Genomic DNA, 25,038 nt, shown 5'->3' on the forward strand with positions numbered 1-25,038 from the left:
CCATCAGCAGAAATCGATCAGCAGCACAGGCAGCGCAGACGAAGCCTGCCGCCACCACCGCCCAGGAAACCGCCACCGGGGTAGTCTTCATCGGATACGGGGGCAGACGAAAACAGCCCGATGCGATTGCCCTCGCAATCCTCGATTTCCGCCACGCAGCCGTACTCGCCCACGGCGGTTTCCTCGCGCCGCACCGCCCCGCCCTGCTGCGCCGCCCGAAACAATGTCAGCGGAATATCCGCGACATTCATGTAGATCCGCGCACCTGCCTGCCCCGGCACATAACGATCCCCCTGCACCAAAGCACCGCTGATCCCAGGTGACCCGTCAGCGTGCGGCAGCAATGCCATGTCCTTGCCCGGAATGCGCACGCGCTCGCACGTCTGCCCGAAAACCGTCGCGTAAAAATCCATGGCGCGCGCCATGTCCAAGACGGGGATTTCAAAGTAGGAAACGGGGTTCATTGCTTGGTGCATCGGGTAAACAAGTCATACCTTAGCTGGAATGACGATGGTCGGAATAAGGATATGCGTTAGAAGTTAAGGCAAATATTGTCTTTCCCCAGCACCTTTCCTGCCACGTAGATTCTGCCCTTTTGCGCCGACCATGACTCATGAGCACCCGACGCGAGCTGCGGCTCAATACCTTCCAGATGAGCACGCCCACCCATAACTGGGCAGGCATGTGGCGACATCCCGACGACCGGGGCACCGAGTACAACCAGCTTGATTACTGGACATCGATGGCGCAGCTGGCCGAACGTGGCCTGCTCGATGCGATCTTCATCGCCGACGTTTTTGGCGTCTACGACGTGTATGGCGGCTCGGCCGATGCGGCACTGCGCAGCGGTGCCCAAGCCCCCTGCCTGGACCCAAGCATTGCTATTTCAGCCATGGCACACGCCACCCGGCATGTCGGCTTTGGCGTGACCGCCAACCTGACCTACGAACACCCGTTCCAGTTCGCCCGACGCTATTCCACCCTGGACCACTTCACGCGCGGCCGCGTTGGCTGGAACATCGTCACGGGGTACCTGAAAAGCGGCGCGAGCGGCATGGGACTGAACGACATCCGCAGCCACGACATTCGCTACGATGCCGCCGACGATTTCATGCAAGCCGTCTACAAGTTATGGGAAGCCAGCTGGGAAGACGGTGCGGTCGTGCGCGATCGCGCCAGCGGCATTTTCACGCATCCCGACAAAGTGCATGTGATCAAACACGACGGCCCGTACTACCAGGTCAATGCACGCCATCTTTCCGAACCATCGCCCCAGCGCACGCCCGTGCTGTATCAGGCCGGCACCTCGCAACGCGGCATTGCGTTCGCGGCACAACATGCAGAATGCGTGTTCATCAACGGCACCAGCAAAGGCTCGGTGGCACGCTCGGTAAAGACGCTGCGCGAACAAGCGGTCCGATACGGACGCAAGCCAGACGACATTGCCGCATTCCTGGGCTGCAACGTGGTGGTGGCCGCGTCACGCGGCGAGGCTCAAGACCTGCTGGAAGATTACCGCCGCTACCTTGACGTACAAGGACAGCTGTCGCTGGTCGCGGGGTGGACGGGCATCGACTTTGCCGACATTGCCTTGGACGACGCGGTGCAATTCGTCAAAAGCAATGCTGTGCAATCGACTGTCGAACACCTGACGATCAATGCGCCTCGCCCGTTCACCGTGCGCGAAGTTGCCGACTTCGGGGTGCCTGGCGCACGTGCGCCATTCATTCTCGGCACGCCTTCGGAAGTCGCTGACGAACTGATCTCGTGGGTGGATGAAACCGGCATCGACGGTTTCAATCTGGTGCGCATCGTGTCACCGGGTTCACTGCAGCGCTTTGTCGACATGGTGGTGCCCGAACTGCAATCGCGCGGAGCCTTCAAGACGCAATATCGGGAAGGCACGCTGCGCGAAAAGCTGTTCGGAGACGGCCCCTTGCTGAACGCTCGGCATCCGGGTGGGGCACTGCGGGGGAGCTTGCGCGGCTGAGGCAACGCGCACGGACGCCTGTCACGCAGGCGTCCACAACCCCCGCTTGCGCAAGATGGCTCCCGCCCCCTCGGCAAACCAATACGCCTCTTCGATATGCGGTTGGCCCGACAAGATGAAGTGGGTCAAGCCCAGCGCGTGGTACTCGGCGATGCGCTCGGCAACCTGCGCATGGCTGCCGACCAGCGCAGTGCCTGCGCCCCCACGCACCAGTCCATAACCCGCCCACAGGTTCGGCGAGATTTCCAGGTTGCGCGCGCTGCGGCCAACGGCATCAGCGCCGAGCTTGCTGACCAAGGCGGTCATGCGCTGCTGGCCCACGGATTCGGTCCGCGAAAACAGCGCCAGCGCTTCGCGCACCCGCTCGGGTGACACCGCAGACTGCAAACGTTCCGCTTGTTCCCAGGCCTGCGCTTCCGTATCGCGGCTGATGACGTGCAGTCGAATGCCGTATTCCAGACTGCGACCATGCTGTCGCGCCAAGCCCTGCACACGCTCAAAACGTTCGCCAATCTGTCTCGGCGTCTCACCCCATGCCAGGTAGGTGTCGGCGTATTGCGCGGCCACTTGCTCGGCAGCCGGGCTTGCCCCACCGAAGAACACCGGCGGCGGTGCGTAGGGGGAAGCAAGCAGGTTTGCACCCTCGATTTGATAATGCTCACCTTGGAAGTCCACCGCCTTGCCTGACCCCGCACGCTCGCCCAATTGGCGGAACACCTGCAGAAATTCACCCGTGCGCGCGTATCGCTGCGCGTGGTCGGCATGGTCACCGAAGCGACGCTGCTCCACCGGATCGCCACCCGTCACGATGTTGATCAGCAGACGGCCTTCCGTCAGCCGCTGAAAGCTTGCGGCCTGATGAGCAGCCAGCGTTGGCGAAATGAAGCCAGGACGAAACGCCACCAGGAACTTCAGGCGGCGCGCGTGTTGCGACAACGCGGCCGTCGTGATCCATGCGTCTTCGCACCACGTGCCGGTGGGGGTCAGCGCAGCCTCGAACCCTAGCGTCTCTGCCGTGCCGGCTACCTGTTTCAGATAGTCCAACGTAGCTGGACGAAACGCCCCTGCCACGCCATCGATGCGATGCGAGTCATCACCGGAACCGACGATGTCGCGGCTGTCGCCATTGGTTGGCAGATACCAGTGCAGATGAATGCTCATGCCTGGACTCCCGCAACGCCGGGGGCGTGCTTGCTCGTGCTTGACTGATTTACACCGGGCTGATGTACACCGGACTGATTTACGCCGGGCTCATTCACCCCCTGCGTTTTCGCACCCACCGCCCAATAGAACGATGGCGCAGTGCCGTTGATTTCGTTGTCACCCACCAGTCTGGCTTTGTAGATGGTCGGGTTGTGCGACGTGAGCGTGCGTGCGTTGCGCCAGTGCCGGTCAAGCCGAATGTCTTCCAGCAGGGACGAGGCCCCACCCACATCGAAAAGCTTGCTTGCCGCGCCCACGACTACGTCGGCCAGCGCAATCTGCGCTTGTGCCGTTTCCAGTTCGACCCGCTGCAACAACGCGTCGTCGGCGCGACCATCACGTATGCGTGCGCGGTCAGCGTCACCCAGGCTGCGCGCCACTGCACGCACCAGCGCCGTTGCGGTGAACGAGGCCGACGACAACTGGCCGACCACCTGCTGCACCAGCGGATCGGTGGCAGCCGAGTCACCCGCGCCATGGCTGAAGGTTCGCTTGCGCGCCCGCACATAGGCGCTTGCATCACGCAAGATCGCGCGTGCAATGCCAGCCAGCGTGGCCAGATGCGTCAGCTGAAAAACTGCCGTCATCGGCGTGGCCGTATTGCGCGCGTAAGAGAACACTTGATCTGCCGGCACATGCACATCGGTGAAACGCGTCGTTCCCGATGCACTGGCCCGCTGCCCGAAACCGAACCAGTCATCCACCAGTTCCACGCCCGGCGCATTCGCCGCCACAATCGCAAAGCTCTGGTGATTCGGCGGCATCGGTTGGTCGCGCTTGGCGGCGACCTGAATCCAGTCTGCGTACAAGGAACCGGTGCTGTAGAACTTCTCACCGTTCAAGCGCCAGCCATCGTCGGTCTGGCTCAAGGTGGTTGACAGTTCACCCGGCGTGTTCTCGCCACGCTCTGTCGTGGCGTTGCCAAAGATGGCCCCCTCGGCAATCAGGCGAAGCCAGCGCGGGCGATGCTCGGCGGCGATTTCGACATTCAATCGTTCCACAAAACCGAAGTGTGAACGCAGAGCCTGGGGCAGATTGGAGTCAGCTTCACCAAGCTCGATGAACAGCTCGAACAAGTCTTCGATGGATGCACCAAAGCCGCCAAGTTCCACCGGTACACGCAACGCGCCGAAGCGGGCTTCGCGCAACCAGGCGATGGGTTCATACGCCAGCACACGCTCGTTGTCGCGTTGGGCTGCGCCCTGTGCAATGCGGTCGAAGACCGGTCGGAAACGCGCAGCCAGCGCGTGGTAATCGGTGGGGTCGATTGAATCAGCGTGTTCGGTTGACATGGGCCAGGTCAAATGTCGAACACGACATGGTAGAGAGCAGCCGGCCTCGGACCAACGATCATTTATGCATGACTAAATTCGGGCGCACGTGCAAAAGCATTCGTGGAATGCCGATGCAAAAAACCTGGCATTGCAATTCCAAGCCTTGCTTGAACAAGAAAAAATAGAGATCCAGCGGATCGAGCCGCCGACCTGATATCGCCTGCGTGCCATCGACATCGCTTGAGATGATCGGGCAGGATCAAACGGTACTGACCGACTATCTTGGATCAGCCTGGCTGGACATTCAAAGCATCCTGCTCCGCCCCGGATGTGCGGATGGTCTGCCGTATCTGCCGCGCATCGCGCGCAGGCCGTACGCCGAAATGTCGCAGATATTCGCGGCTGAAGATTGCCCCGGGCACCATTGCCACCGACGTTGGCGGCGGCGCAGTGCGCGACAACAACGACGTGAATGCGTATGTGGCACAAGACATTGCACTGGGACGCGTGGGCCAGCCAGACGACATCGGTGCTGCGGTCGCCGCGATTCTTTCCGATGACATGGCCTGGGCCAACGGCACGACCTTCGATATTTCCGGCGGACAGCTGCTGTAAGACGATCGAAAGGCAGCATCAGCGTGATGTTTTTCCTAACAACATTGTGCCGAGGTTCTAGGTATCGTTAGCCGGCACGGGGGTCATGCCGTCTTCGACATGGCACCCAGGATGCCCTTCCCTTCTGCCGCCCACGACATCTCGCCCATGCAACTTCGCCACACCCTTCCCGCGCTTTTGATCTCTCTTGCATGGGCTGCGTCGCCCACCGTGGCACAGGCTGCGGGCATGAACTGCGCACGTGCAGCAACCGCGACGGAAAAGGCAATCTGTGCCGATCCTGAACTGCTTGAACGTGACGCCCGTCTGGCCGATACGTATTCGCGCATGCTTGCCGCAGACGCGTCAAAATCTGCCGCGGTGCGCGATGCCCAACGCGCCTGGCTGCAGGTGCGCAATCGCTGCGGCGCGAACGCAAGCTGCCTGCGCAATGCCTACGACGAGCGCACGGCGACATTGATCGACCAGCATCGGCTTGCTGCGGCCTACCAGCCCGACGACACCGATCTTCAGGCTGCCGAGGAACTGAAGACCGCGATTGCCGAGCAGCTGAAAAAGAACCCGGAGTTTCCGCTGGAAAATGCCCTGAATGCGTTCCGCATTCCGGATGCCGACATGACGGCATTTGCCAACGAGCCCGTGCCGAACAGCGACGATCCGGCAGAATTTCCGCGCAAGCGACCCAAGGGCGTCAACGAAGATGAATGGCGTGCACTGAAGGCCACCGACCTGGTGAGCGAAAGTGAGAACGGCAGTTCGCGTTATGCACTGATCGACCTGGATGGCGATGGCAAACGCGACCTGATCATCGACGACTACATCGGCGGCACGGGGCTGTTCAACTACATCAGCACCCGTCGCAGAGACGGTGGCAAATTCGTTGACGGCACCTCGGTCTATTCATTGAACGGACGCGGTGCCAACCAGGACGGCACCTGGGTGCGACTGCAAGGACGCGTCTACGCAGCCTATCGCGTGGGCTACTACGGAGAAGACACGCTGTACCTGATGCGCGCATTGAAACCCGCAGGCAAGGTACCGGCCGTGACCGTGCACTACCGCTACAACCTGCAGGTTCCGAAGGTGCAGGTAAGCGATGACGGCAAGACACGCACGACGCTGGACGACAAGCTGCACAGCGCTTTGACGAAGGCCTTGCCCAAGGTCACGGTGGCCCAGGACCGTCAGCCGTCCATGCCAAAACGCGAGCCCATCTGCCCGATCCCGGCCAACACCAGCGAGGACGACCGCGACGCTTATTACGGGGCCGGCCCTGGGCACTACACCATCGAGATCGTCGCGGACTTCCCTGTGCAGAAAGATGGTGTCTGCCACATTGGTCGTCTGATCGATTGGTTCGGCGGCTACGACAACAAGGAAGGGCTGGCTGCGATGTATTCGGTCTCACGTCCAGGCGCGGCGGAAAACGATAGCAAGACCTACAACGTGACAGGAAAACGCACGGCCACCGATGTCTCCACGTCACTGAAAGCGGTAGAAGGCAACAACGGTATCTGAAGACCGTGCTGAAGCAGGGTCGGGTGTCCAAGGGGCTGGCGTCCAGGGGCAAGGCAGCATAAAGCGCAATGCAGTTGCCTTCGCTATCCTGGATTTCTGCAACGCAGGCGATGTTGCCCACTGCAGTTTCCGGGTACAGCACCGCGCCGCCAGCAGCAACGGCACGCGCGAGCACCGCCTGAATATCCGTCACTGTGAAGTACACCCGCGCGCCAGCAGTGCCAGGCATATAGCTGTCGCCTTTGGCGAGCGCGCCGCTGATTCCGCTTGCGCCTTCGGCATTCGGAAACAAGGCCATGTCGTTGCCATCGATGTTCATCCGTTCGAACGTATGACCAAACACGGCCGTGTAGAAATCAACGGCGCGATCCAGGTCAGACACGGGGATTTCAAAGTAGGAAACGGGATTCATCGAGACCATCGACAATGGAAGAAACGGGCTGGCAAGACACGCTGTATTTTGCCATTGCCCCGCACGGGCCAGCATTGCTTCCCAGCATCCTAAGGATAGTCAACCCAGGCAGCACCCGTCGCAGAATGCGACGGCCGAACGATCACGCCACGGGAATCGGATTCTCGACCAACATCTGGTTGAACTGATTCACCAGCGCATGTTCGTTTTCACCCGGATTGGCACGCATGGGCAACACCGCATCGACCACGACTTCGGTGGTGGCCGACACAAGCTTGTCCATGGTCTGAGCAATGAACTGGTCCAGCGGCATGGCACGCGAATCACCGCTCTTGTGCACCAAGTCGGTGTCTACCCAGGGCGGTGCAATTTCAAGCACCCGCACACTGGTGTCACGCAGCGCGAAGCGTTGCGACAAGGTGTACGAATGGATCGCGGCCTTGGTTGCCGAGTACAACGCGGTAGCAGCCAGCGGCACGAAGGCCAGCACCGAGCTGTTGTTGATGAGGGTGGCCTGCGGCTGACGCTTCAGGTGTTCGATGAACGCGGCACTGACGCGCACCGGTCCCAGCAGATTGGTATTGACCAGCTTGATCGCCTGCTTGTCGTCGAGCGCACCTGCGGCATCGTCGAAGGGCATGATGCCCGCGTTATTGATGACCACGTTCAGCCCTGGGTACTTGGCAATCAGCGCGTCGGCCGCACCACGGATGCTGGCAGCGTCGCTGATGTCCAGCACGATGCTGTCCATGCCGGGATTGGCACTTGCCACCTCGTCCAGCAAGGCCTTGCGGCGGCCCGCGATGATGACCTGGTTGCCCAGGCGATGAAAAGCTTCTGCCAGGCCGCGGCCGATGCCGGACGCGCCGCCGGTGATGAGAATCGTGTTGTTGGTGAGTTGCATGATGTGCGTCCTGAATGTGGATGAGCGGAAGGTCAGTGAGCGGAAGGTCAGACAGCGGCGCGGTAGCGCGGGGCCGGGACGTCGCGAGAAAGATTCGGAGCCATGGCCAGACGAGCGGCCTCGAAGGCATCCCACTGCTCGCCCTGGTGCAGCGACGGGATCGTCACGACCTCACCTTGGTCGAAGCCGGCCAGCGCCGCATCGACCAGGTCGGTGGCACGCATCACGATCTCGGTCGGCAGGTTTTCAACCGGCAGGCCGCCGGTGGCCCAGAAGTCGGTGGCGGTGGCACCGGGCAACACGGCTTGCACACGAACGCCCTTGCTGCCCAGTTCGTGATGCAGCGACTGGCTGAAGGCCAGCATGAAGGCCTTGCTGCCGCCATACACGCCGTTCAGCGTTTCCGGCGAGATGCTGACGATCGACGAGATGTTGATGATCGCGCCATGTCCACGTGCCACGAGGGCGGGTGCGGCGGCATACACCAGGCGCATTGGGGCCGTGACATTCAGGTCAACCATTCGGCCCATGGCAGCCACGTCGCTTTGCAGCAGCGGGGTGTGGATGCCCACGCCGGCGTTGTTCACCAACAAGGTGATGCTGGCGTCTTGCTGCAACTTCTGTTCGACCAGAGCCAGGCCATCGGCGGCCAGCAGGTCGGCAGCCAGCACCTCGACCGAGCGGCCGGTCCGGTTGCTGATATCGCGGGCCAGCGCGTTGAGTTTCTCGCGATCACGGGCCACCAGGATCAGGTCGTAGCCGCGAGCGGCCAGGCGGTCTGCATAAACGGCACCGATGCCCGACGATGCGCCAGTGATCAGTGCGGTACCCAAAGTGCTGTGTGTCATGTCTGCTGCTCCGTTGCGAATGTGTTTGTTGTGTTGTGCTGCGATGGAGTGAATCTTGAAGCAACGCGACAATGTCTCAAATGACGTTTATAGTCATGTTTTAAGACATACCCATACAAGGCCCGCTATGCACCGCATCGGCTACGTGCTCGCAGATGGTTTTCAAGTCATGGCGCTGGGCTCACAAGCCGTTTTCGAGTTCGCCAACCTGGTGGTGGGCGAGCCCTGGTACGGCGTGCAGAACTACTCGGCAAACGGTGGCGAGGTTCGCTCCTCGTTGGGCCTGACAGTTGGCACACGGCAGCTCACGTCGCGCAGCAGCGCCGACACCTGGTTGGTAGGCGGAGTGCTGGACCCCGTCAACGTGCTGCCCAGCAAAGCAGTGGTGGACTTTGTGCGACGTGTGGCATCCAAGGCTCGCCGCGTGGGCGGGCTGTGCACAGGCGGCTTCGTACTGGCGGCGGCCGGCCTGCTCGACGGCCGTCGTGCCACCACCCACTGGTCCTACGCCGACGCCATGCAGCGACGCCATCCGGACATCCAGGTGGAGTCCGATCGCATCTTCATCACCGACGGCGCGGTATGGACCTCGGCGGGCATGACGGCAGGGCTGGACCTGGCACTGGGCATGGTCGAGAAAGATCTGGGGGCAGAGGTTGCCCGCTCGGTGGCACACCGACTGGTGATGAATCAACGTCGGGCAGGCGGCCAGTCTCAACACTCGGAAATGCTCAAGCTCGCGCCCAAGTCGGACCGCATCCAGCAGGCGCTGGACTACGCCCGACAACATCTGGCCGAGGATCTGAGCGTCGAACAACTGGCCGAACGGGTGCACCTGAGCCCGCGCCAGTTCAGCCGTGTGTTCACGGCTGAAACCGGTCAATCGCCGGCGAAGGCGATCGAGGCGCTACGCCTGGAAGCCGCGCGCAACATGATCGAACAAAGCCGGCATTCGCTTGAAACGATCGCCCAGGAAACCGGTTTTCGTGACCGCCGTCATCTGCGCGAGGCTTTCATTCGTGGTTTTGGCCGCGCGCCACAACTGATGCGTCGTGACGCGCGGCCAAGTGCCTGATGTCGTCACCGACATAGTTAGCCTGAACGTGATCACGCTGCGGAGGTGGCCGAGCCCGATCTTTGCCTGAAGCGGGTGTATGCGTGATTCTGTTCGCCCACACACCCGCTCAGACAACACCCGCTTTTATTGGCTTGGCCCTGTCATGGACCGAAGCGTCGCATTGCCGCCCACGGCACCCGGCACTGGTCTGCGAGGGCCGTAACTGCGCACTTGTGCACCCAGTTCGAACGCTCCGATGTCGGGAGCCTTGCCGACAAAACCGTCGTTGATGGTCGGCAACACCACGCCCGCATCCACCAGGCTGGAATTCGCCGCCGGCCGGAAGTCGTAATCTTCCGGCAGATACAGATGCTGGATGTCGGCACCAACCGGGGCCGACACATGCACCAGATCGGCATAGCTAGCGGCAACGCTGTGCCGCTCCTGGCCAGTGGCAGCACGCAATGCGTCCAGCGTCTTGAAGCGTCGTGCGGTCAGCGGGGTGACCCAGTCCATGCCGATCTCGAAGGGCGGCGTGTTCCACTCGAAGGCGTGCGGTGCCGAGGCATTCACGCCAAAGGCGTTGTGGTCGGAATTGGAGTAGTTGGTATAGCTGCTGACACGCATCAGCGGCGTAGTGGCACTGGCACCCAAGATCAGGTTGTTGGCGATGAACTGGTTCGGCGCATTCATTTCCACTTCGCCGACGAAGGTGTTCTGGTAGAGCAGCACGTTGGCGGCGGTCCTTACTTTCATCACGCCTTCGCTGGTGGTGTTGTAGACCAGGTTGCGGAAGAAATACACCGGGCCGCCAATCAGTGGCGTGGCGCTCAGTGCGCCGCTGATGCTGTTGAAGCAGCGGTTGTCGAACACCCGGATATTGTGCGCGCCACCATCGGCCTCGATGCAGTTGTCACCCATGTTGAAGATGTCGTTGCCGTAGAAATCGATCGACACCGGCACGCGGTCGCGCTTCTCCAGACCCTTGTCATCGACGTCGGGATCGCCGTAGGTTGCCACGTCGATGGCGTCATGCCAGTTGGCCACATAGTTGTGCGCCACCACGTGCCCTTGGCCATACAGTTTCACGCCGTATTCCGAGCCCTCGGGGCCACCTAGCTTTTCTGGGAAGCCAGGCAGATTCGACCAGTCTTTGCCACGCCAGCCCATCATCTTTGCCGGGTCATGACGCCCGACGATGCTGTTGTCGGCGATGTAGAAATCCTTGGACCCCGACCATTCGGCCTGCACACCGCGCCCGATGTCGTACAGGCGTGAGTGCTTCAAGGTGAAGCCGCTGGCCCCGGCAATGTTCTTGTAGCCCAGCAGGAACACCAGGTTGGCATTGCGGAAAGTGATGCCCTCGAAGTAGTTGTAGTTCGCGGCCATCAGGTTGAAGAAGGTCTGCGCGCCGTTGCCGTCGAAGATCACCTCGCCATCGCCTGCCCCCTTGATGACGATGGGCTTTTCCGCTGTGCCACTGGCGGTCAGGTAATAGGTGCCGTCGAACAGCGTGCTCAGCGCGTTGTAGCCGGGGTGCGGCAAGCCGTTCAGGTAACGCACGCGGTCGGACTGGTAGACACCGGCATGGACCAGGATGGTGTCGCCCGGCTGCACGCGAGCCGGGTAGGTGCCCTGGAAGTCCGAGCTGGCGGCCCCGTGGTAATAGGCCTCCATCAGTCCCGTGAAGGCAGGTTCCTGCTTCTCACCGGTCCAGCCGATGGGATACACGTGATAGACCTTGCCACCAGCCGCAGGCATAGGCTCGGGCCGTGTACGCACGTTCACTGTCTGTATGCGCGCGCCATCTACCCCTTCGGGGTCCGACAGGGTCAGGCGCACTTGGTAGGCCGTATCAGGTTCAAGATCAAGCACGCTGCCGGCGAACATGTTCGGGCTGGTGTAGTTGTTCGGATCGGGATGGAAATCGGCCTTGGGCGGAATCAGGTTGCCGATCTTCTCGCCTTGCAGGCGGACCAGGGGCAGCGCTTTGCGCCAAGCATCGCTGCCGGCCTTGCGATAGTCCACCGCCACCGAGGCATTGCGATTGGCGTCGCCCTTGATGCGCCACTCCAAGCCGATCGACTTCAGTGTGGGCGGTTCAACCCACAGGTCCTGACCCGACACGCGATCGACAGCAGCGCCGCCCGATGCCTTCACGGGCTTGGCAATCGCCCCGTGACTGATTGCCAGCGTGCCCAAGACCCCCGCCATGCAAGCCAGTTTCCATCCGCTCGTTTTCATATTTATCCGTAGATTCCAATAATGAGGCTAACGCTTGCATCGATAAGACGCTGATTTCAGGCAGTTATCACCTTCCATACAAACAGCTGAACAATATCGAAGCGCACAGTGCTTTATTCAAACCCTGCTGGATAAACAGCACAAGCCTCGATCGGCGATCTATCTCTTTTGGGCGGGTATCTGCCTACTTGATTATTGGAAAATTCAGGAAGCAGTCAACTGAGCCATATATAGTTTTCCCTAACACGTATATCTCGCGCAAAAACTGAGCAGGATCAAATCGTTCGCATTAAAAATGCAGCGATATTTTCCTCGCCCTTTATCGCCTGCGCTTTGCTCCGCTGAGGATCGGCCTGTCTTGCCGACGGATGCGATCAGTTGTCATTCCCTTCTGCATTTGATCCCCAGCGCCGCGCACCATTTCCACCCATTTACTGGTTGCCTGTCCATGTGGAAGTCCAAACGGAAGATTCTCGAATATTCCTGTCTGTTGTTTGCGGTATTGCTAAGCCCGTTGGCCAATGCGGCATCGCCAGCACAACCGTCACCCGACGACCAGCAGCGGATATTGAGCGGAAAGTACATTTCCACCGCTGCGGACTGCGTGGCCTGTCATACCGCCAAGGGTGGTGCACCCTACGCCGGGGGATATCCGATTGAATCCCCGATGGGCGTGATCTGGTCGACCAACATTACCCCGTCGAAGCAATACGGTATTGGCAGCTATACCAAAGAAGAGTTTGCGCGCGCTGTACGGGAAGGCGTGGCCAAGGACGGCCACCATCTGTATCCGGCCATGCCATATACCTCTTATGGCCAGATGACCGATCAGGACATCAGCGCGTTATACGACTATTTCATGACGCAGGTAAAACCTGTGGATGTCGCACCGACCCAGCAGACGAAACTGCCGTTCCCGTTCAGCGTTCGCACGTCGATGGCCGGTTGGAATGCCATTTACAGCAATGCCAAACCGTTTGTGTCCAATCCACAGGATTCGGAACTGATCAATCGCGGTAATTATCTGGTGAATGCATTGGCCCACTGCGCCGAATGCCATACACCACGTACCTTATTGATGGGTGAAGACAAGTCGAATCCGTTTGCAGGTGCGGCACTCGGTGCCTGGTTCGCGCCAAACATCAGTTCGCACAAGGCTGCCGGTATCGGCGGCTGGGCCGACGCAGAGCTGTACGCCTATTTGCGCACCGGCCACGTGGCCGGCAAGGCGCAGGCCGCCGGCCCAATGGCCGAAGCGGTGGAACACAGCCTGCAATACCTGACCGACGGCGACTTGAACGCCATCGTGGCCTACCTGAAGCAGACCAAACCGCTGGCGGTTGGCGACCAGCAGGCGCGCTACACCTTTGGCCAGGCGGCGTCTACCGAGACTGCCATGCGCGGTAATGCGGTGCTCAACGTCGATCCGGGCTGGAAGGTGTATTCGGCCACCTGCGCGGCTTGCCATGGCACCAAGGGCGAGGGCACGAAGTCCTACCCGTCCCTGTTCAACAACACCACCACGGGTGCGTTCACGCCCGACAACCTGATCGCCACCATTCTGTATGGCGTGCATCGCAAGATCGACGGCAAGGACGACATCGAGATGCCCGGCTTTGGCCCGCAGGCGTCCTACACCGAACGCCTGAGCGATCAGCAGATCGCCGACGTGAGCAACTATGTATTGACCAGCTTCGGTAACCCGCAGCAGAAGGTCACGCCCAAACAGATTGAAGTGGCCCGCCAAGGCGGCCCGGAATCGCCTCTGGTGGCTGCAGCCCGGATCGGTGTACCCGCAGCAGTGATCGTCCTGGTGCTGATCGTGCTCGCTATCTTGGTGTCCCGTCGCCGACGCTCGAACAACAAGGCAATGTGATGAATCATCTTGAACAAGACATGCCGGTCGACCCGGTGCAAGACCCGCAGCGTCGCCTGCTGGTCAAAGGCAGCATCACCTGGGGCGTCGTGGCTGCATTTGCGCCGATGCCCGTCATGCAGGCCATCGCAGCCGCGCCGGCAACTTCCGCCGATGTACCCGCAGCAGTAGCGGCGTTCCAGAAGGCATCGAGCTTCCTGACGTCGAAGTCAGTGAACGCCACGATGGCAACACGGGCCTACGAAGCGTTGAAAAAGCGCATGCCCGATATCGACAAGACGGTCGCGTCGATCAACACCCTGGTGGCAGACAAGCAACTTGCCCACATGGACGCCTACCTGGGTTTGCAAGACGTGGACAAAGGCCTGGACAAGCAGGCCAAAGACATCGTCCGTGCGATGTACCTGGGTGTGGTGGGTGACGACGAAAAAGCCGAGCTGTTCGCCTACGAAGAGGCGTTCATGTACGACCCCACGCGTGACGTGCTGGTGGTGCCGACCTACGGACGTGGCCCGGACAGCTGGGGTCCCAAGCCGGTTGAGTCAATTGTGATGGTTGAAAAGTAATGGCATACGACACAGACGTACTGGTAATTGGTTCCGGCGTGATGGGTGCGCTGATTGCAGCGCGCATGGCCAAGGCGGGCAAGTCCGTCACGATTCTTGAAGCCGGCCCGCGTGTGACCCGCGCCGAGATCGTCGAGGTCTTCCGCAACGCCCCGGTCAAGCTGTCGCTGACCAACATCAAGCTGCAAGGCGCGGGCTCGCCCTTCCCCAACCCGCCGCACATTCCGTCGACCTACGGCGACTATCTGCAGCAGACCGGCCCCGTGTCCTACCCCACCAAATACCTGCGGGTAGTTGGCGGTACCACCTGGCACTTCGGCTCGGCCCTGTGGCGCATGATCCCGAACGACTTCAAGATCGCCACCTTGTACGGTCACGGCCGCGACTGGCCCATGACTTATGAGGAACTGGAACCCTACTACTGCGAAGCCGAAGAAGAACTGGGCGTATCCGGCATGGACGGCCAGGACGAAAGCGGTCATGGTGGCGAGGCATCGCCGCCGCGCTCCAAGCCCTTCCCCATGAAAGGCTTGCCGATCCCTTACTTCCAGCAGCGCTTGGCCGAACAGTTGCTGGTCGGTGGCTACAACCCGATCTACGAACCCAACGGTCGTGCGACTGCGGCGTACAAGGATCGCCCGCTGTGCTCGGGCAACAACAACTGCAACCCGGTCTGTCCCAGCGGTGCCAAGTACGACGGCACCCGCCACGTGGATGAAGCAGAACGTCATGGCGCACGCGTGTTCGACAACGCCGTGGTCTACAAGATCGAGGCCGACGACCAGGGCAAGATCACCGCCGTGCGCTACAAGTCGCCGGACGGCACCGACCACCGCATGACCGCCCGCTATTTCGTGCTGGCGGCCTACGGCATCGAAAGCCCGAAACTGCTGTTGATGTCGACCTCGGAGAAGTATCCGAACGGCATCGCCAACTCGTCGGACCAGGTCGGCCGCAACCTGATGGGCCACACCGGCATCGCCATGAATGTGATGGCATCCGAGAACCTGTGGCCCGGCCAGGGACCGACCGAACTGCTGGTCTACATGAACTACCGCGACGGCGAGTTCCGCAAGGACATCCCCAGCTACAAGACCAAGCTGCGCAACACCGTGGCCAGCTCGGGCATCGCTGCCGGTCTGATGGACAAGGGCATCTACGGCTCGAAGCTCGATGCGGAAATTCGTCGGCAGGCCGCACGTTCACTGAATTTCGCGGTGGACTTCGAGACCGATCCGCTGCCGCAGAATCGCGTCACGCCCAGCAAGACCAAGAAAGATGCGCTGGGCATTCCGTTGCCGGAAATCTACTACAGCGTGAACGACTACTGGAAGGCCGGCCGTGACTTTGCGGTCAAGGACCTGACCAAGATGGCGAGCCTGATCAACGGTCAGATCCAGAAGATGGACACCAACCCGCAGGATCGCCAGCACATCATGGGCACGACCATCATGGGTGCCGATCCGAAGACCTCGGTGGTGGACAAGGACGGCCGTGCGCACGACCATCCGAACCTGTTCATGGTGGGCACCAACATCATGCCGGCCATGGGCTGTGTGAACCCGACGCTGACGGGCGCTGCGGTCACCTTGCGTACCGCAGCGGTGATGCTCAAGGAAGTCTGAGCGTCACCAGATGTTGAGAGAACGCCCCCGGTTCGGAAGATTCCGCACCGGGGGCGTTTTTCATCTGACGCCGCAGTTCAGCGAGACTGCACTCGCAGACGCGCACCCGGGCGAAGCTGGAACGCCGGGACCGTGCGCCCGGTAAGCCGTACACCATTCGTATCCCAGATCATCATCTGCACCGGGAAGGATTCGTTGCGGGTCATGTTGTCGATGACCGCGACCAGCTGGGTGGCGGCACCATCGATGTACGGATTCCACGCATAGACCCCGTACTGCCCGTACCAGACAACCGGCGCATCGGCAGTGAGCTGCGGAGACTGGCACAGCACGATGCCACGCTGCGCCAGCACACGCAGCGCACCCACGGGAACGCCACGCAGCATCGGCATGCTCACGTCCTTGCTGTAGTCGGGGCATACGCTGGCGCTATAGGCGTCGGCATTCTCACGTACTTCCAGATCGGATTGCGCCATCGCGGGCACAGCCGCGCCAAGCGCCATCACGCAGGCCGCAGTGCCCAGTAAAAAGCGGTGTTTCATCGTTCGTTCTCCTGTGCTTGGAATGCGTTCTGCATATCTGTCCTGCTCATCCGCGCTGCCCAGCCATTGCAGGGCGCGTCGTCATTGCTTGTCTGCCTTCTTGCGGCCTTCTGTACCTTCCTTGCCTTTCATTCCATCCGGCATCAACGCACGTCGAATTTCCGGCTCGGCAAACTCAGCGTAATCCACCGGCAATTTGCCTGCTTTGTCGCGAATGGTCCGGTCTGCCCCACGCGCCACCAGCAGGTCGACATCAGCCGGGAACACGGCCCGGTCTGCCGCCAGATGCAAGGGCGTGCGTCCCTGGTCATCCAGCACGTTGATGGGAATGCCCAAGCCCAGCAGTCGGTCCATGAAAGCCACTTCCTCGGGGAAGATGGTTCGGGGTGGCGACTGCGACATCCGGTGGTGCAGCAAGGTCATGCCACCCGGGGCTTTTTCCAGCGGGTCCAATCCTTTCGACATCATCAGATCGAACGGTTCTATACGGCTGCAGAAGAACAGCGAATTCAAGCCGTCGGCGCTGCGAATCAGCGGGTCGGCCCCGACTTCCAACAAGGCCAGTACCGTTTCCATCGAGGTGTAACCTGCCGTCAACAACGCCCCTTGCAGGGGGGTGTAACCGTACTCACCCGCTTCTCGGCCCCGCGATACCGCCAGCATATTCACGTCTGCGCCATGCGCTGCGAACAAACGGATCAACTCGGCAGAACGCGCATAGTGCAGCACCGTATAGCCGGCACTGTCCTGCGCATGGATGTCCGCCCCGTAGCGCAGCAGATACTCTGCGGCAACCATGTCGGCGCGCATCAGAATGGTCGTGCTGTTGTCCCAGCGCGCATCGGGCTCGGCACCTGCCTTCAACAAGGCGTCCAGCATGCCCTCGTAGGTGGCGGGGCTGGCGTAACGATCCGTCAGATGCTTGATTTCGGATGCGCGCATTTCTTCGCGCATCTGGATCATGTCCGCGCTGGAAAGCACTTTGGATTGAGAACGGGCATCTGATCTCTCCTGCTCGGCACGGATGCGCTGCTCAAGCTCGGCCTTGCTCGGGGCCACGCTGCGGTAACGCTGCTCGACCAACAAGTGCAGCGGCCAGTGTCGCTGCGCCTTCCAGCCGTTGACGCGCGAGCCTTTCTCGATCAGCCATCGCACGGTTTCCAAGGAGCCCAGCTGCACCGCATCGTCCATGGGCAGGCGACGGGTGTTGATGGTGGCACCCTTGTTCACCAGCAGCTGGATCATCGGCAGGTTGTCGTGCCGGACAGCGTAGTTCAGGGCGGTGCAGAATTCCTCATCCCAGGTCTGGTTCTCGAAGAACCAGTCGGTGTCGTTGACCACGTCCAGTCGTGGACCAGCAGCAATCGCACGTTCAACGCCAGGCAAGTCATCAGCACGTGCGGCGTGCAGCAAGTCGCGCTCGGCCTGCGTCTCAGCCACGATGCTGGGCGGTGGTTCATCGGGGCCCACGTCGGCCGGGTCTCTTTCCAGCCATGCCCGCCAACGTTTTCCGCCTTCGCTGTCTGCGCGCAGATAGTAGGTGTCGCCGTCCGCACGCCCGAACGGCATCCATGATGCCCACTCGGTGCCACCCATGCCCAGGCGCGACATCTCGGTCACGAAGGTGAACAGATCCGGGGCGATCTCCATGCCGTGCAGCATGTCCAGCTCGTGACTGAAATAACGAACCGGCTGCGGGCCGTCTTCCTTGGACACATCGATGGTGACCATGTCACCGTTGACCAGGCTGTAGAACGGAAACTGCTGATCCCACTTTGCCGGCCGCCCCGCAAGACTGGCGAGGTCTTCTCGCTGTAAGGAGCCCACCCATCCCCGGAAGCCCGGCACCGCCTGGCTGCGAATGTGGTCAATGTCCCAGACCGCGTTGTAGTTCGCGCTGCCGGTGGGCAACTCAAGTTGCTCCAACGGATGCTGCACCGACGGGATGCTCCAGCCAAAGGTCACGCAGGAAGACCGTTCCAGCAGTGCGCGCAACTGCGGTGGCAAAGGCTTGCCCATTGCCGCCTGCAAGCTCAGCAATTCGCCGCCCGATGCAGGCGGGGCAATGGAGAGCGGGGTCAGTCGCCAACCGCCTTTTTTGGCAATGCCTTCCATCCAGCGCAAGTTGGCTTTCAGTTCATCCCATTGGGCGTCGGTCATACGAGGTGTACTCCTTGAACATGCGGACAGGCCGCCGGTCAGCACCAAACCGGCAGCCAACTGAAGCAACACACGACGCTGACTGTTTGCAATGGTCATCAAGGTCATTTTGCGTGCCTCGCAGTTGCGCGAATCAGCTGCTTTCCAGTCCGCAATACACATTGGAAAAATCACCACGCGCCAAGTCGCTCTTGTGGATCACAAAGAAAATTTCACCGGCATCCCAGAAGCAAAAACCCGGCTTGCGATCGGACGACACGCGCAGCAACACCATGAAGTCCTCGGCCTTACCTTTCAACGCATTCGCAGCCTCGATCTGCGGCGTGTCGTGTTGCATGAACACATAGGAATTCACGCCATGCGTGGGCTCGACTGGTGATGCTTTTTCAAGGTTGTGGGTCAGGCCTTCGGTCAGTTCGTACTCTTCTTCCAGCGGGTCCAGCACGCCGCCTGCCAGTGCAAAAGACTCGGTTGAATAGAACGACGGAACACTCACCCAAGGGGCTGCCGCCACGCGGAAAGGTGGATAGATGCCGTCATCGGCATCGATGAAATCTTCGTCGATGGACAGCTCGCTTGCCGAACGCAAGGAGTTATCGCCATCGACGTGAATGACATGCGCCTGGATGCTTTCCTGCCCGGAAATGAAGAAGTACAAAGTGCCCGATCGGGGCAGGTATGCCTGGTGCGCAGCCAGGTCGGCGCAGTTCAACTGGGCGATGAACTGGAAGCCTTTGGTCTCGCCCTGGTAATTGGCGAAGGTTGGATAGTCGACGTTGGCAGGCAAGTCGGGCAAGCCACCGAAACGCGTGTTGCCGGTATCGCTGTAGTCGTCGGGTTCGGTGGTTTCCAGTGCGATGGTGCGCAGCGCCAGATCGCGGATCGCCTCGCGGTAAGGCTCCCAAGCCTCATCGGCCAGCACCGCATCAAGCTGCGCGAGCAAGGCCGGATCATGACGAGCCAGGAAGACATCGTTGTCGAACGGTATCGTCCCTTGGCCGTCTGCACCCGGGTAGCGGTAATCCAGCAGGGTCTGCTTCTTCTCCAGTTCCAGCGCCAGGTCTTCAATGTTTGCCAGACCCGCCGGCAGAGACACCAAAGGGTTGCGTTTGATGTTCAGGTATTTCAGCGCGGGCAGCTCCGCAAGTACCTCGGGCAGTGTGGCAAGCTGGTTGTCATCGACCGACAGGCTTCTCAGGCTTGGCGTGATGTGCGCCGGCAAATGCGCCAGGTGATTGTGCGACAGCACGCAGTATTCAAGCTCGGGCAAGGCCAGCACTGCTTCCGGGATCGACGTGATCTGACTCAATGTCAGATATAGCTTCTGCAACCCGCGCAGCTCAGCCAGCGCAGCAGGAATCTGCTTGACGCCGGTGATGCTGGTGAACGCCAAGTACTTCAGGTTCTGCAGGCGCGCAATGTCGTCAGGAATTTCCTGCAGGGCTTGGGGCGAGCCGACCTCGGCCTGGCAGGCAATGCTCAGGGATTCAAGCGCGGTGTACTGGAAAAGCGCCTGGGGCAATTCGGCCATGCCCAGCTTGGTCACTTGCAGATGCCGTGGCAAATCAACCGGCGCGCTGTACAGCTCGTCCAGCGTTCTGAAGCAGTATTGCGTCCAATCAAAGGTGTCCAGCGGCAGGCGTTTGGCAAACTGCACCACATGGCGCTCAGTCGGCTCGCTGCCCTGGAAGTAACCGGAAAATCCGACCCAGCCATCTTCCAGCACCAGTTCCCCATACAGGTTCAAGCTGTACTGAAAACCGCCCTTCCAGAGGTAGGCAAGATAGGTAGGATCGCGGTCGTTCTCAAAGGTGAATCGCCCTGTCGGTATCCCTGCGTGGTAAATCCCTTTGACCGAGAATCGCAGGTAGATCTGGCCGTCTTCGTAGTCGTTCAAAATCTGCGGGGCAGCATCGGGGGCGTCAATGCGCGCTTTCAGATCGATGGAAAGTTCGCTGCCGGTGTCAAAGCCAGCAGGGATGGTGTATTCGGTCTCGGGCAGATAGGTAAAAGCATGCCCGCCCACCACCAGGTATTCCTTGCCGTCCGCAGGTACGACGAATGGTGCTGCGGGGCTGGGTTCAGGTTCCGGTGCGGGCTTCTGCTTGCGCTGGCCCGACATGAGTGTCTTCAGCCCCTGCTGCTGCTCAGCCAAGGCAGCGGCCACATCGCCAAAACCCCGGAAACTGCGCAAGACCTGCTCGAACACCGGGAAATATTCATCTTCCTGGCCGACCAGACAATCACCGGTCAACTCATAGTGATAGCCCTCGTCGGCCTCGACCATCGCAAAGTAGAAGGCGTATCCGGTTTCTGCCTCGACGGTGACCACATGGGCAACACGATCGTCCACTGAAAAGCTATACGCTTCGGTCAGCTCAGACGGGCCGCGCCGGTCAAGACACCATGTGCGAAAACGCTCGCCCAGATCGGCACCGCGCTTTTTCTTCAACAGAGAATTGTTGGCAACACCGACGGTCAAGGTAACCATATCGTCGTTCAGCGCATGCTGGGCGCGCACCGACTGCAAAATGGGCCGCACGGACTCGAAGATGTCTGGAATGTCGATGGAGAACGTGTCGGTCTTGACCTTATTCATGGTGCGCTGCCCTCGCCGGAATTAGTACCCCGGCGATATCAACACATCCTTTGCGCGCATACCGTAACCATTGCTTGCGGCGGGCACGCAGCCCGCGCCTGCCGCCGCATCTCTCACGACCCAAGCTTGCTCCACCACGGCGAGAAGCTTTGTGTTTCATCTCCAACCCGAACTGGAGCGCCGATGCCCGGTGTCAGCAGACGATAAGGTCTGCCATTGGCCGCCGCCGTAATCCGTTTGAATGGTTCGTCCCAATCGTGGGCAGCGATACTGAAGCGGCCGATGTGGGCAGGCAGCAAAGCCTTGGTGCGCAAGTCTTCCGCTGCCTGGGCCGCTTGCTCCGGGAACATGTGGATATTGGCCCAGCGCCTGTCGTACTGCCCACTGTCCAAGGCCACCAGATCGAAGCCACCAAAGCGCTCACCAATCTCGCGGAAGTGCGGGCCGTAGCCGCTGTCACCACTGAAGAACAGCTTGCGCTGCGGGGATTCCAGCGCAAACGCGACCCACAGCGTCTTGTGCCGGGTCAGCATGCGGCCAGAGTAATGACGGGCAGGCAGCACATGAACGCGAAGTGAGTCGGCTTCACCTACGGAGCTGTTCCAATCGCGTTCGAGCACACGATCCAGCGGATACCCCCACTGCTCGAAATATTGCCCCATGCCAAGGCCGGTCACGACCTGCCCCACCTTGGGCAGCAAGGCCTTGATGCTCGGGTAGTCCAGGTGATCCCAGTGGTCGTGCGTGATCAGCAGGTAGTCGACGGCTGGCATATCGTCGGCGGTGTATGGCGTGGAGCCGGCGAATGCATCGTTGGCCCACGCAATCGGTGCCGCGCTGATGCTGAACACCGGATCGATCAGAATTTTCTTGCCGCCCAACTGCACGTAGTAAGACGAGTGGCCCAGCCACACCACCACGTCGTCCTGCAACGCCAGCGCTTTCAGGTCGACACGGGTGGCGGGCAAGGGTACCGGTGGCTTCAGGTTCGGGTTGCGGTCGACCAGCATCGACCACAGGTTTGCCGCGAAACCACGGCTTTCCTGCGTGCGCATCGGCGTATCGCTCAGGTTCTGGAAAATCCCGTCCCGATAATTGGGCGAGCGCTCGATGGCTTGCAAGCGTGCCCCAGACGGCAAGCTGCCGAATTTGGGATGCTGCAGATAGGCAAAGCCACCGACGACAAGCGCTGCGGCCAGACCCAGGATCGACAGGCCCGCGCGGCGCAGTCGTTTATTCATGCTGATTCATTCAAGCTGTCCATAGACGATCTTCAGGCAGCGATCGTAGAAGGAAAGCGCGTTCAGCATAAGGTCAGAAAAGTGCATGCAATGATGAGCGGCACTCATCAATTGCCATGCAAGCTGCGATTCAACCCCACACGTTCACAGCCATCCTTTGCGCCGGAAGCGGTAATACAGATAGCCGCAGACACTGGCCATCAGCAGCAAGGCCACCGGGTACCCATAACGCCATTTCAGCTCGGGCATGGTGTCGAAGTTCATGCCCCAGATGCCAGCGAACGCCGTGCACACTGCAAAAATGGCGGCCCACGACGCCAGGCGCTTGGTGACTTCACTTTCCTCGATGGTGACCATCGACAGGTTCACCTGCATGGCACTGCCGATCGTGTCGCGCATGCCATCGATGGAGGCATTGATGCGATCCAAGTGGTCGACCACGTCGCGGAAGTATTCCTGCGAACCGACACAGACGTCCGGCACACGCCCGCCGTTCAGCTTGGAAGCAGCTTCCAGCAGCGGCGCAACCGCATGCTTGAGCACCAGCGCGCGACGCTTCAGGTTGTACAGACGCTTGATCATCGTGCCGGCCGAACCGGCTTGCTCGAATATCTGCTGCTCGATGGCATCAAGCTCGTCTTCCAAGGCGTCGATGACCGGGAAATAACGATCGACCACCGCGTCCATCAGCGCGTACAGCACAAAGCCGGAACCATTGCTGAGCAGGTGCGGTTCACGCTCGCAGCGTTCACGCACGCCCAGGAATCCCTGGCTGCTGCGGTTACGCACGGACAGCACATAGCTGCGTCCGACGAACACATCGACTTCACCTACGTTGAGATCACCACTGCCGTCTTTCATGACTTCAACCAGCTGCATGACCACGAACAGCGAATCGCCATAGCGCTCGATCTTGGGACGCTGATGGCCGTGGTGTGCGTCTTCCACCGCCAGTTCATGCAGGTCGAACTCTTCCTTCATGTGGTCGAGTTCTTCCGGTGTCGCGTCGCTCAGCGCCACCCAGACGAAACAACCCGGTCGCGCAATGTAGTCGCTGATTTCGTCGGTGGAAATGTCGGCGAGTTTCTGGCCGTTTTCGTAGGCAACGCAGTTGATCAGCATGACACGGTCCGCTTTGACGCTTTAAGAATGGCTGCGATACTGCCACGCTTCAGCGCAGGGTGACCAGGGGTGCAGATGTCGGATTAACCCCACATGGTCAACGCCGAAACCACAGCATCGACAGCGCACATGCCGCCACCAGCAGCAGTACCGCTGCCGCCGAAAACAGCGCACTGACCTCGGTTTCCCGGCGCTCCAGCGCGAAGCGGGCGGTAAGTTGACGGTATACCTGGCTCAGATCGGCGGCCGATCCGGCCTGGAAATATTCGCCGCCAGTAATCGTGGCAACTCCGCGCAACGCGGGTTCGTCCAACTGCATGTAATACCCCATGCCGGATTCATCCCCCGCCCCGCTCTGGGCTGAGCCGAATCCAACGGTGTAGACGCGTACGCCTCGCTGAGCGGCCATGCGTGCCGCATCTGCGGGATCGGGGCCAGCAGTGCGACGACCATCGCTCAACAGAATGATTGCGCCGTGACGATAAGAGCCAGGCTGTACCGGCTGGCGCTCCTGTTCCCGTTTGCGTATGGCGTCAGCCGCCTCGCGCTGGTCGAGCGAGGTGGCTGGGCGGCCGGCACGCGGCGAGACGCTGCCGAACAGGATCGCTTCCAGGTCGATGCCATCGTCGGGAAACAACACCGCCAGGGATTGAATCAGTCCGCTTCCAGTCGCCGTGCCGCGCTGAAGCTCGAAACGGTCGAGTGCGTCGAGCATGTCCTGTCGACTGTCGGTCGGACTTTGCACCACGGCCGTCGTGCCGGCAAACGACACGATGCCCAGTCGCACGCTGGACGGCAGGCCCACGATCAGGTCGCGCGCGGCCGCTTGTGCGGCCACGATGCGCGACGGCGGCACGTCGGTTGCCATCATGCTGCGTGAGGTGTCCATGGCCAGCACCAGGGTCAGCGTATCGGCAGGCAAGGTAACGGTGGCGCTGGGGCGGGCGCAGGCCAGCAAGGCGGCAGCAAGCGCAAGCAGGAACAGGGCTGGGGGGATGTGACGCCTGAACCGCTGGCCGGGGCCGAGGGCGGCTCGGGGAAGCGCCAGGCTGGCGTAAAGCAGGGCGGCTTTCTTGCGCCGGGAGATCAGATACAGGTACGCAGCTGCCAGCAGTGGGAGTGCAAGCAACAACCAAAGCATGTGCGGCCACAGAAACTGCATGCCCTGCTCCTTGGCGCGTGGGTAAGACGATGGTACTTTAATTCCACGGCTGGACGAGACCTCGGTGGCGACAATGAAAC

The 25,038-nt window shown here is 60.8% G+C and carries 19 protein-coding genes and 1 pseudogene; 7 read left to right on the forward strand and 13 right to left on the reverse strand.

Annotated elements, in window-relative coordinates:
- Positions 1-17: 17 nt before the first annotated feature.
- Complete coding sequence (locus FXN63_RS21865; protein ID WP_222863956.1) at positions 18-464, reverse strand: VOC family protein; 447 nt, start codon at positions 462-464, stop codon at positions 18-20.
- Positions 465-613: 149 nt separating this feature from the next.
- Between FXN63_RS21865 and FXN63_RS21870 the strand changes: the two genes are divergently transcribed.
- Positions 614-1,990, forward strand: coding sequence for an LLM class flavin-dependent oxidoreductase (locus FXN63_RS21870; protein WP_148817525.1), 1,377 nt, complete (start codon positions 614-616; stop codon positions 1,988-1,990).
- A 21-nt stretch (positions 1,991-2,011) separates the two neighbouring features.
- Here FXN63_RS21870 and FXN63_RS21875 read toward each other — a convergent pair whose 3' ends face one another.
- Complete coding sequence (locus FXN63_RS21875) at positions 2,012-3,151, reverse strand: LLM class flavin-dependent oxidoreductase (protein WP_148817527.1); 1,140 nt, start codon at positions 3,149-3,151, stop codon at positions 2,012-2,014.
- Positions 3,148-4,485, reverse strand: a complete 1,338-nt coding sequence (locus tag FXN63_RS21880; RefSeq protein WP_148817529.1) for an acyl-CoA dehydrogenase family protein — start codon at positions 4,483-4,485, stop codon at positions 3,148-3,150. The genes FXN63_RS21875 and FXN63_RS21880 overlap by 4 nt, the downstream gene beginning before the upstream one ends.
- Positions 4,486-4,803: 318 nt before the next feature.
- On the opposite strand from FXN63_RS21880, the gene FXN63_RS21885 reads away from it, so the two are divergent.
- Both FXN63_RS21885 and FXN63_RS27155 read left to right on the forward strand, forming a co-directional pair.
- Complete coding sequence (locus tag FXN63_RS21885) at positions 4,804-5,082, forward strand: SDR family oxidoreductase (protein ID WP_342791198.1); 279 nt, start codon at positions 4,804-4,806, stop codon at positions 5,080-5,082.
- Between the two features lie 111 nt (positions 5,083-5,193).
- Positions 5,194-6,600, forward strand: coding sequence for a lysozyme inhibitor LprI family protein (locus tag FXN63_RS27155; protein ID WP_246164935.1), 1,407 nt, complete (start codon positions 5,194-5,196; stop codon positions 6,598-6,600).
- A gap of 79 nt (positions 6,601-6,679) precedes the next feature.
- Here the strand turns inward: FXN63_RS27155 and FXN63_RS27160 are convergent.
- The 3 genes and pseudogenes from FXN63_RS27160 to FXN63_RS21905 all read right to left on the reverse strand — a co-directional run.
- Positions 6,680-7,087: pseudogene (locus FXN63_RS27160) on the reverse strand (VOC family protein); the annotation flags it as partial.
- A gap of 67 nt (positions 7,088-7,154) precedes the next feature.
- Positions 7,155-7,916, reverse strand: a complete 762-nt coding sequence (locus FXN63_RS21900) for an SDR family oxidoreductase (RefSeq protein WP_148817532.1) — start codon at positions 7,914-7,916, stop codon at positions 7,155-7,157.
- 47 nt (positions 7,917-7,963) lie between these two features.
- Positions 7,964-8,764, reverse strand: a complete 801-nt coding sequence (locus FXN63_RS21905) for an SDR family NAD(P)-dependent oxidoreductase (RefSeq protein ID WP_148817534.1) — start codon at positions 8,762-8,764, stop codon at positions 7,964-7,966.
- Positions 8,765-8,891: 127 nt separating this feature from the next.
- Between FXN63_RS21905 and FXN63_RS21910 the strand changes: the two genes are divergently transcribed.
- Positions 8,892-9,839, forward strand: a complete 948-nt coding sequence (locus FXN63_RS21910; protein WP_148817536.1) for a GlxA family transcriptional regulator — start codon at positions 8,892-8,894, stop codon at positions 9,837-9,839.
- Positions 9,840-9,965: 126 nt separating this feature from the next.
- Here the strand turns inward: FXN63_RS21910 and FXN63_RS21915 are convergent, their stop codons facing one another.
- Positions 9,966-12,035 (reverse strand): polysaccharide lyase domain-containing protein, encoded by a 2,070-nt coding sequence (locus tag FXN63_RS21915; protein WP_148817538.1) that lies wholly within the window; start codon positions 12,033-12,035, stop codon positions 9,966-9,968.
- A gap of 478 nt (positions 12,036-12,513) precedes the next feature.
- On the opposite strand from FXN63_RS21915, the gene FXN63_RS21920 reads away from it, so the two are divergent.
- From FXN63_RS21920 to FXN63_RS21930, 3 genes are read left to right on the forward strand one after another with little or no spacing between them, the layout of a single operon-like run.
- Positions 12,514-13,941, forward strand: a complete 1,428-nt coding sequence (locus FXN63_RS21920; RefSeq protein WP_148817540.1) for a cytochrome c — start codon at positions 12,514-12,516, stop codon at positions 13,939-13,941.
- The gene (locus tag FXN63_RS21925) at positions 13,941-14,507 is read left to right on the forward strand and encodes a sugar dehydrogenase complex small subunit (protein WP_148817542.1); all 567 of its coding nucleotides are present in this window, start codon (positions 13,941-13,943) and stop codon (positions 14,505-14,507) included. The genes FXN63_RS21920 and FXN63_RS21925 overlap by 1 nt, the downstream gene beginning before the upstream one ends.
- Entirely contained in the window at positions 14,507-16,132 is a 1,626-nt protein-coding gene (locus FXN63_RS21930; protein ID WP_148817544.1) for a GMC family oxidoreductase, read from the forward strand. The genes FXN63_RS21925 and FXN63_RS21930 overlap by 1 nt, the downstream gene beginning before the upstream one ends.
- Positions 16,133-16,209: 77 nt before the next feature.
- Here FXN63_RS21930 and FXN63_RS21935 read toward each other — a convergent pair whose 3' ends face one another.
- The 6 genes from FXN63_RS21935 to FXN63_RS21960 form a co-directional block, all read right to left on the reverse strand.
- Positions 16,210-16,674: a hypothetical protein gene (locus FXN63_RS21935; RefSeq protein ID WP_148817546.1), complete on the reverse strand. Its 465-nt coding sequence runs from the start codon at positions 16,672-16,674 to the stop codon at positions 16,210-16,212.
- 81 nt (positions 16,675-16,755) lie between these two features.
- Positions 16,756-18,834, reverse strand: coding sequence for an ankyrin repeat domain-containing protein (locus FXN63_RS21940; RefSeq protein WP_187394980.1), 2,079 nt, complete (start codon positions 18,832-18,834; stop codon positions 16,756-16,758).
- 133 nt (positions 18,835-18,967) lie between these two features.
- Positions 18,968-21,433 carry a YwqG family protein gene (locus FXN63_RS21945; protein ID WP_148817550.1) on the reverse strand — a complete coding sequence of 822 codons (2,466 nt, stop codon included), beginning with the start codon at positions 21,431-21,433 and terminating at the stop codon, positions 18,968-18,970.
- A 113-nt stretch (positions 21,434-21,546) separates the two neighbouring features.
- On the reverse strand, positions 21,547-22,674 hold the full coding sequence (locus tag FXN63_RS21950) for an MBL fold metallo-hydrolase (RefSeq protein WP_148817552.1): 1,128 nt from the start codon (positions 22,672-22,674) through the stop codon (positions 21,547-21,549).
- Between the two features lie 144 nt (positions 22,675-22,818).
- Positions 22,819-23,796: a magnesium/cobalt transporter CorA gene (gene corA, locus FXN63_RS21955; protein ID WP_148817554.1), complete on the reverse strand. Its 978-nt coding sequence runs from the start codon at positions 23,794-23,796 to the stop codon at positions 22,819-22,821.
- Between the two features lie 97 nt (positions 23,797-23,893).
- Complete coding sequence (locus FXN63_RS21960) at positions 23,894-24,958, reverse strand: VWA domain-containing protein (protein ID WP_148817556.1); 1,065 nt, start codon at positions 24,956-24,958, stop codon at positions 23,894-23,896.
- Positions 24,959-25,038 lie beyond the last annotated feature (80 nt).

The organism is Pigmentiphaga aceris, assembly GCF_008119665.1.
In the GTDB taxonomy this organism is placed as follows: Bacteria; Pseudomonadota; Gammaproteobacteria; order Burkholderiales; family Burkholderiaceae_B; genus Pigmentiphaga; species Pigmentiphaga aceris.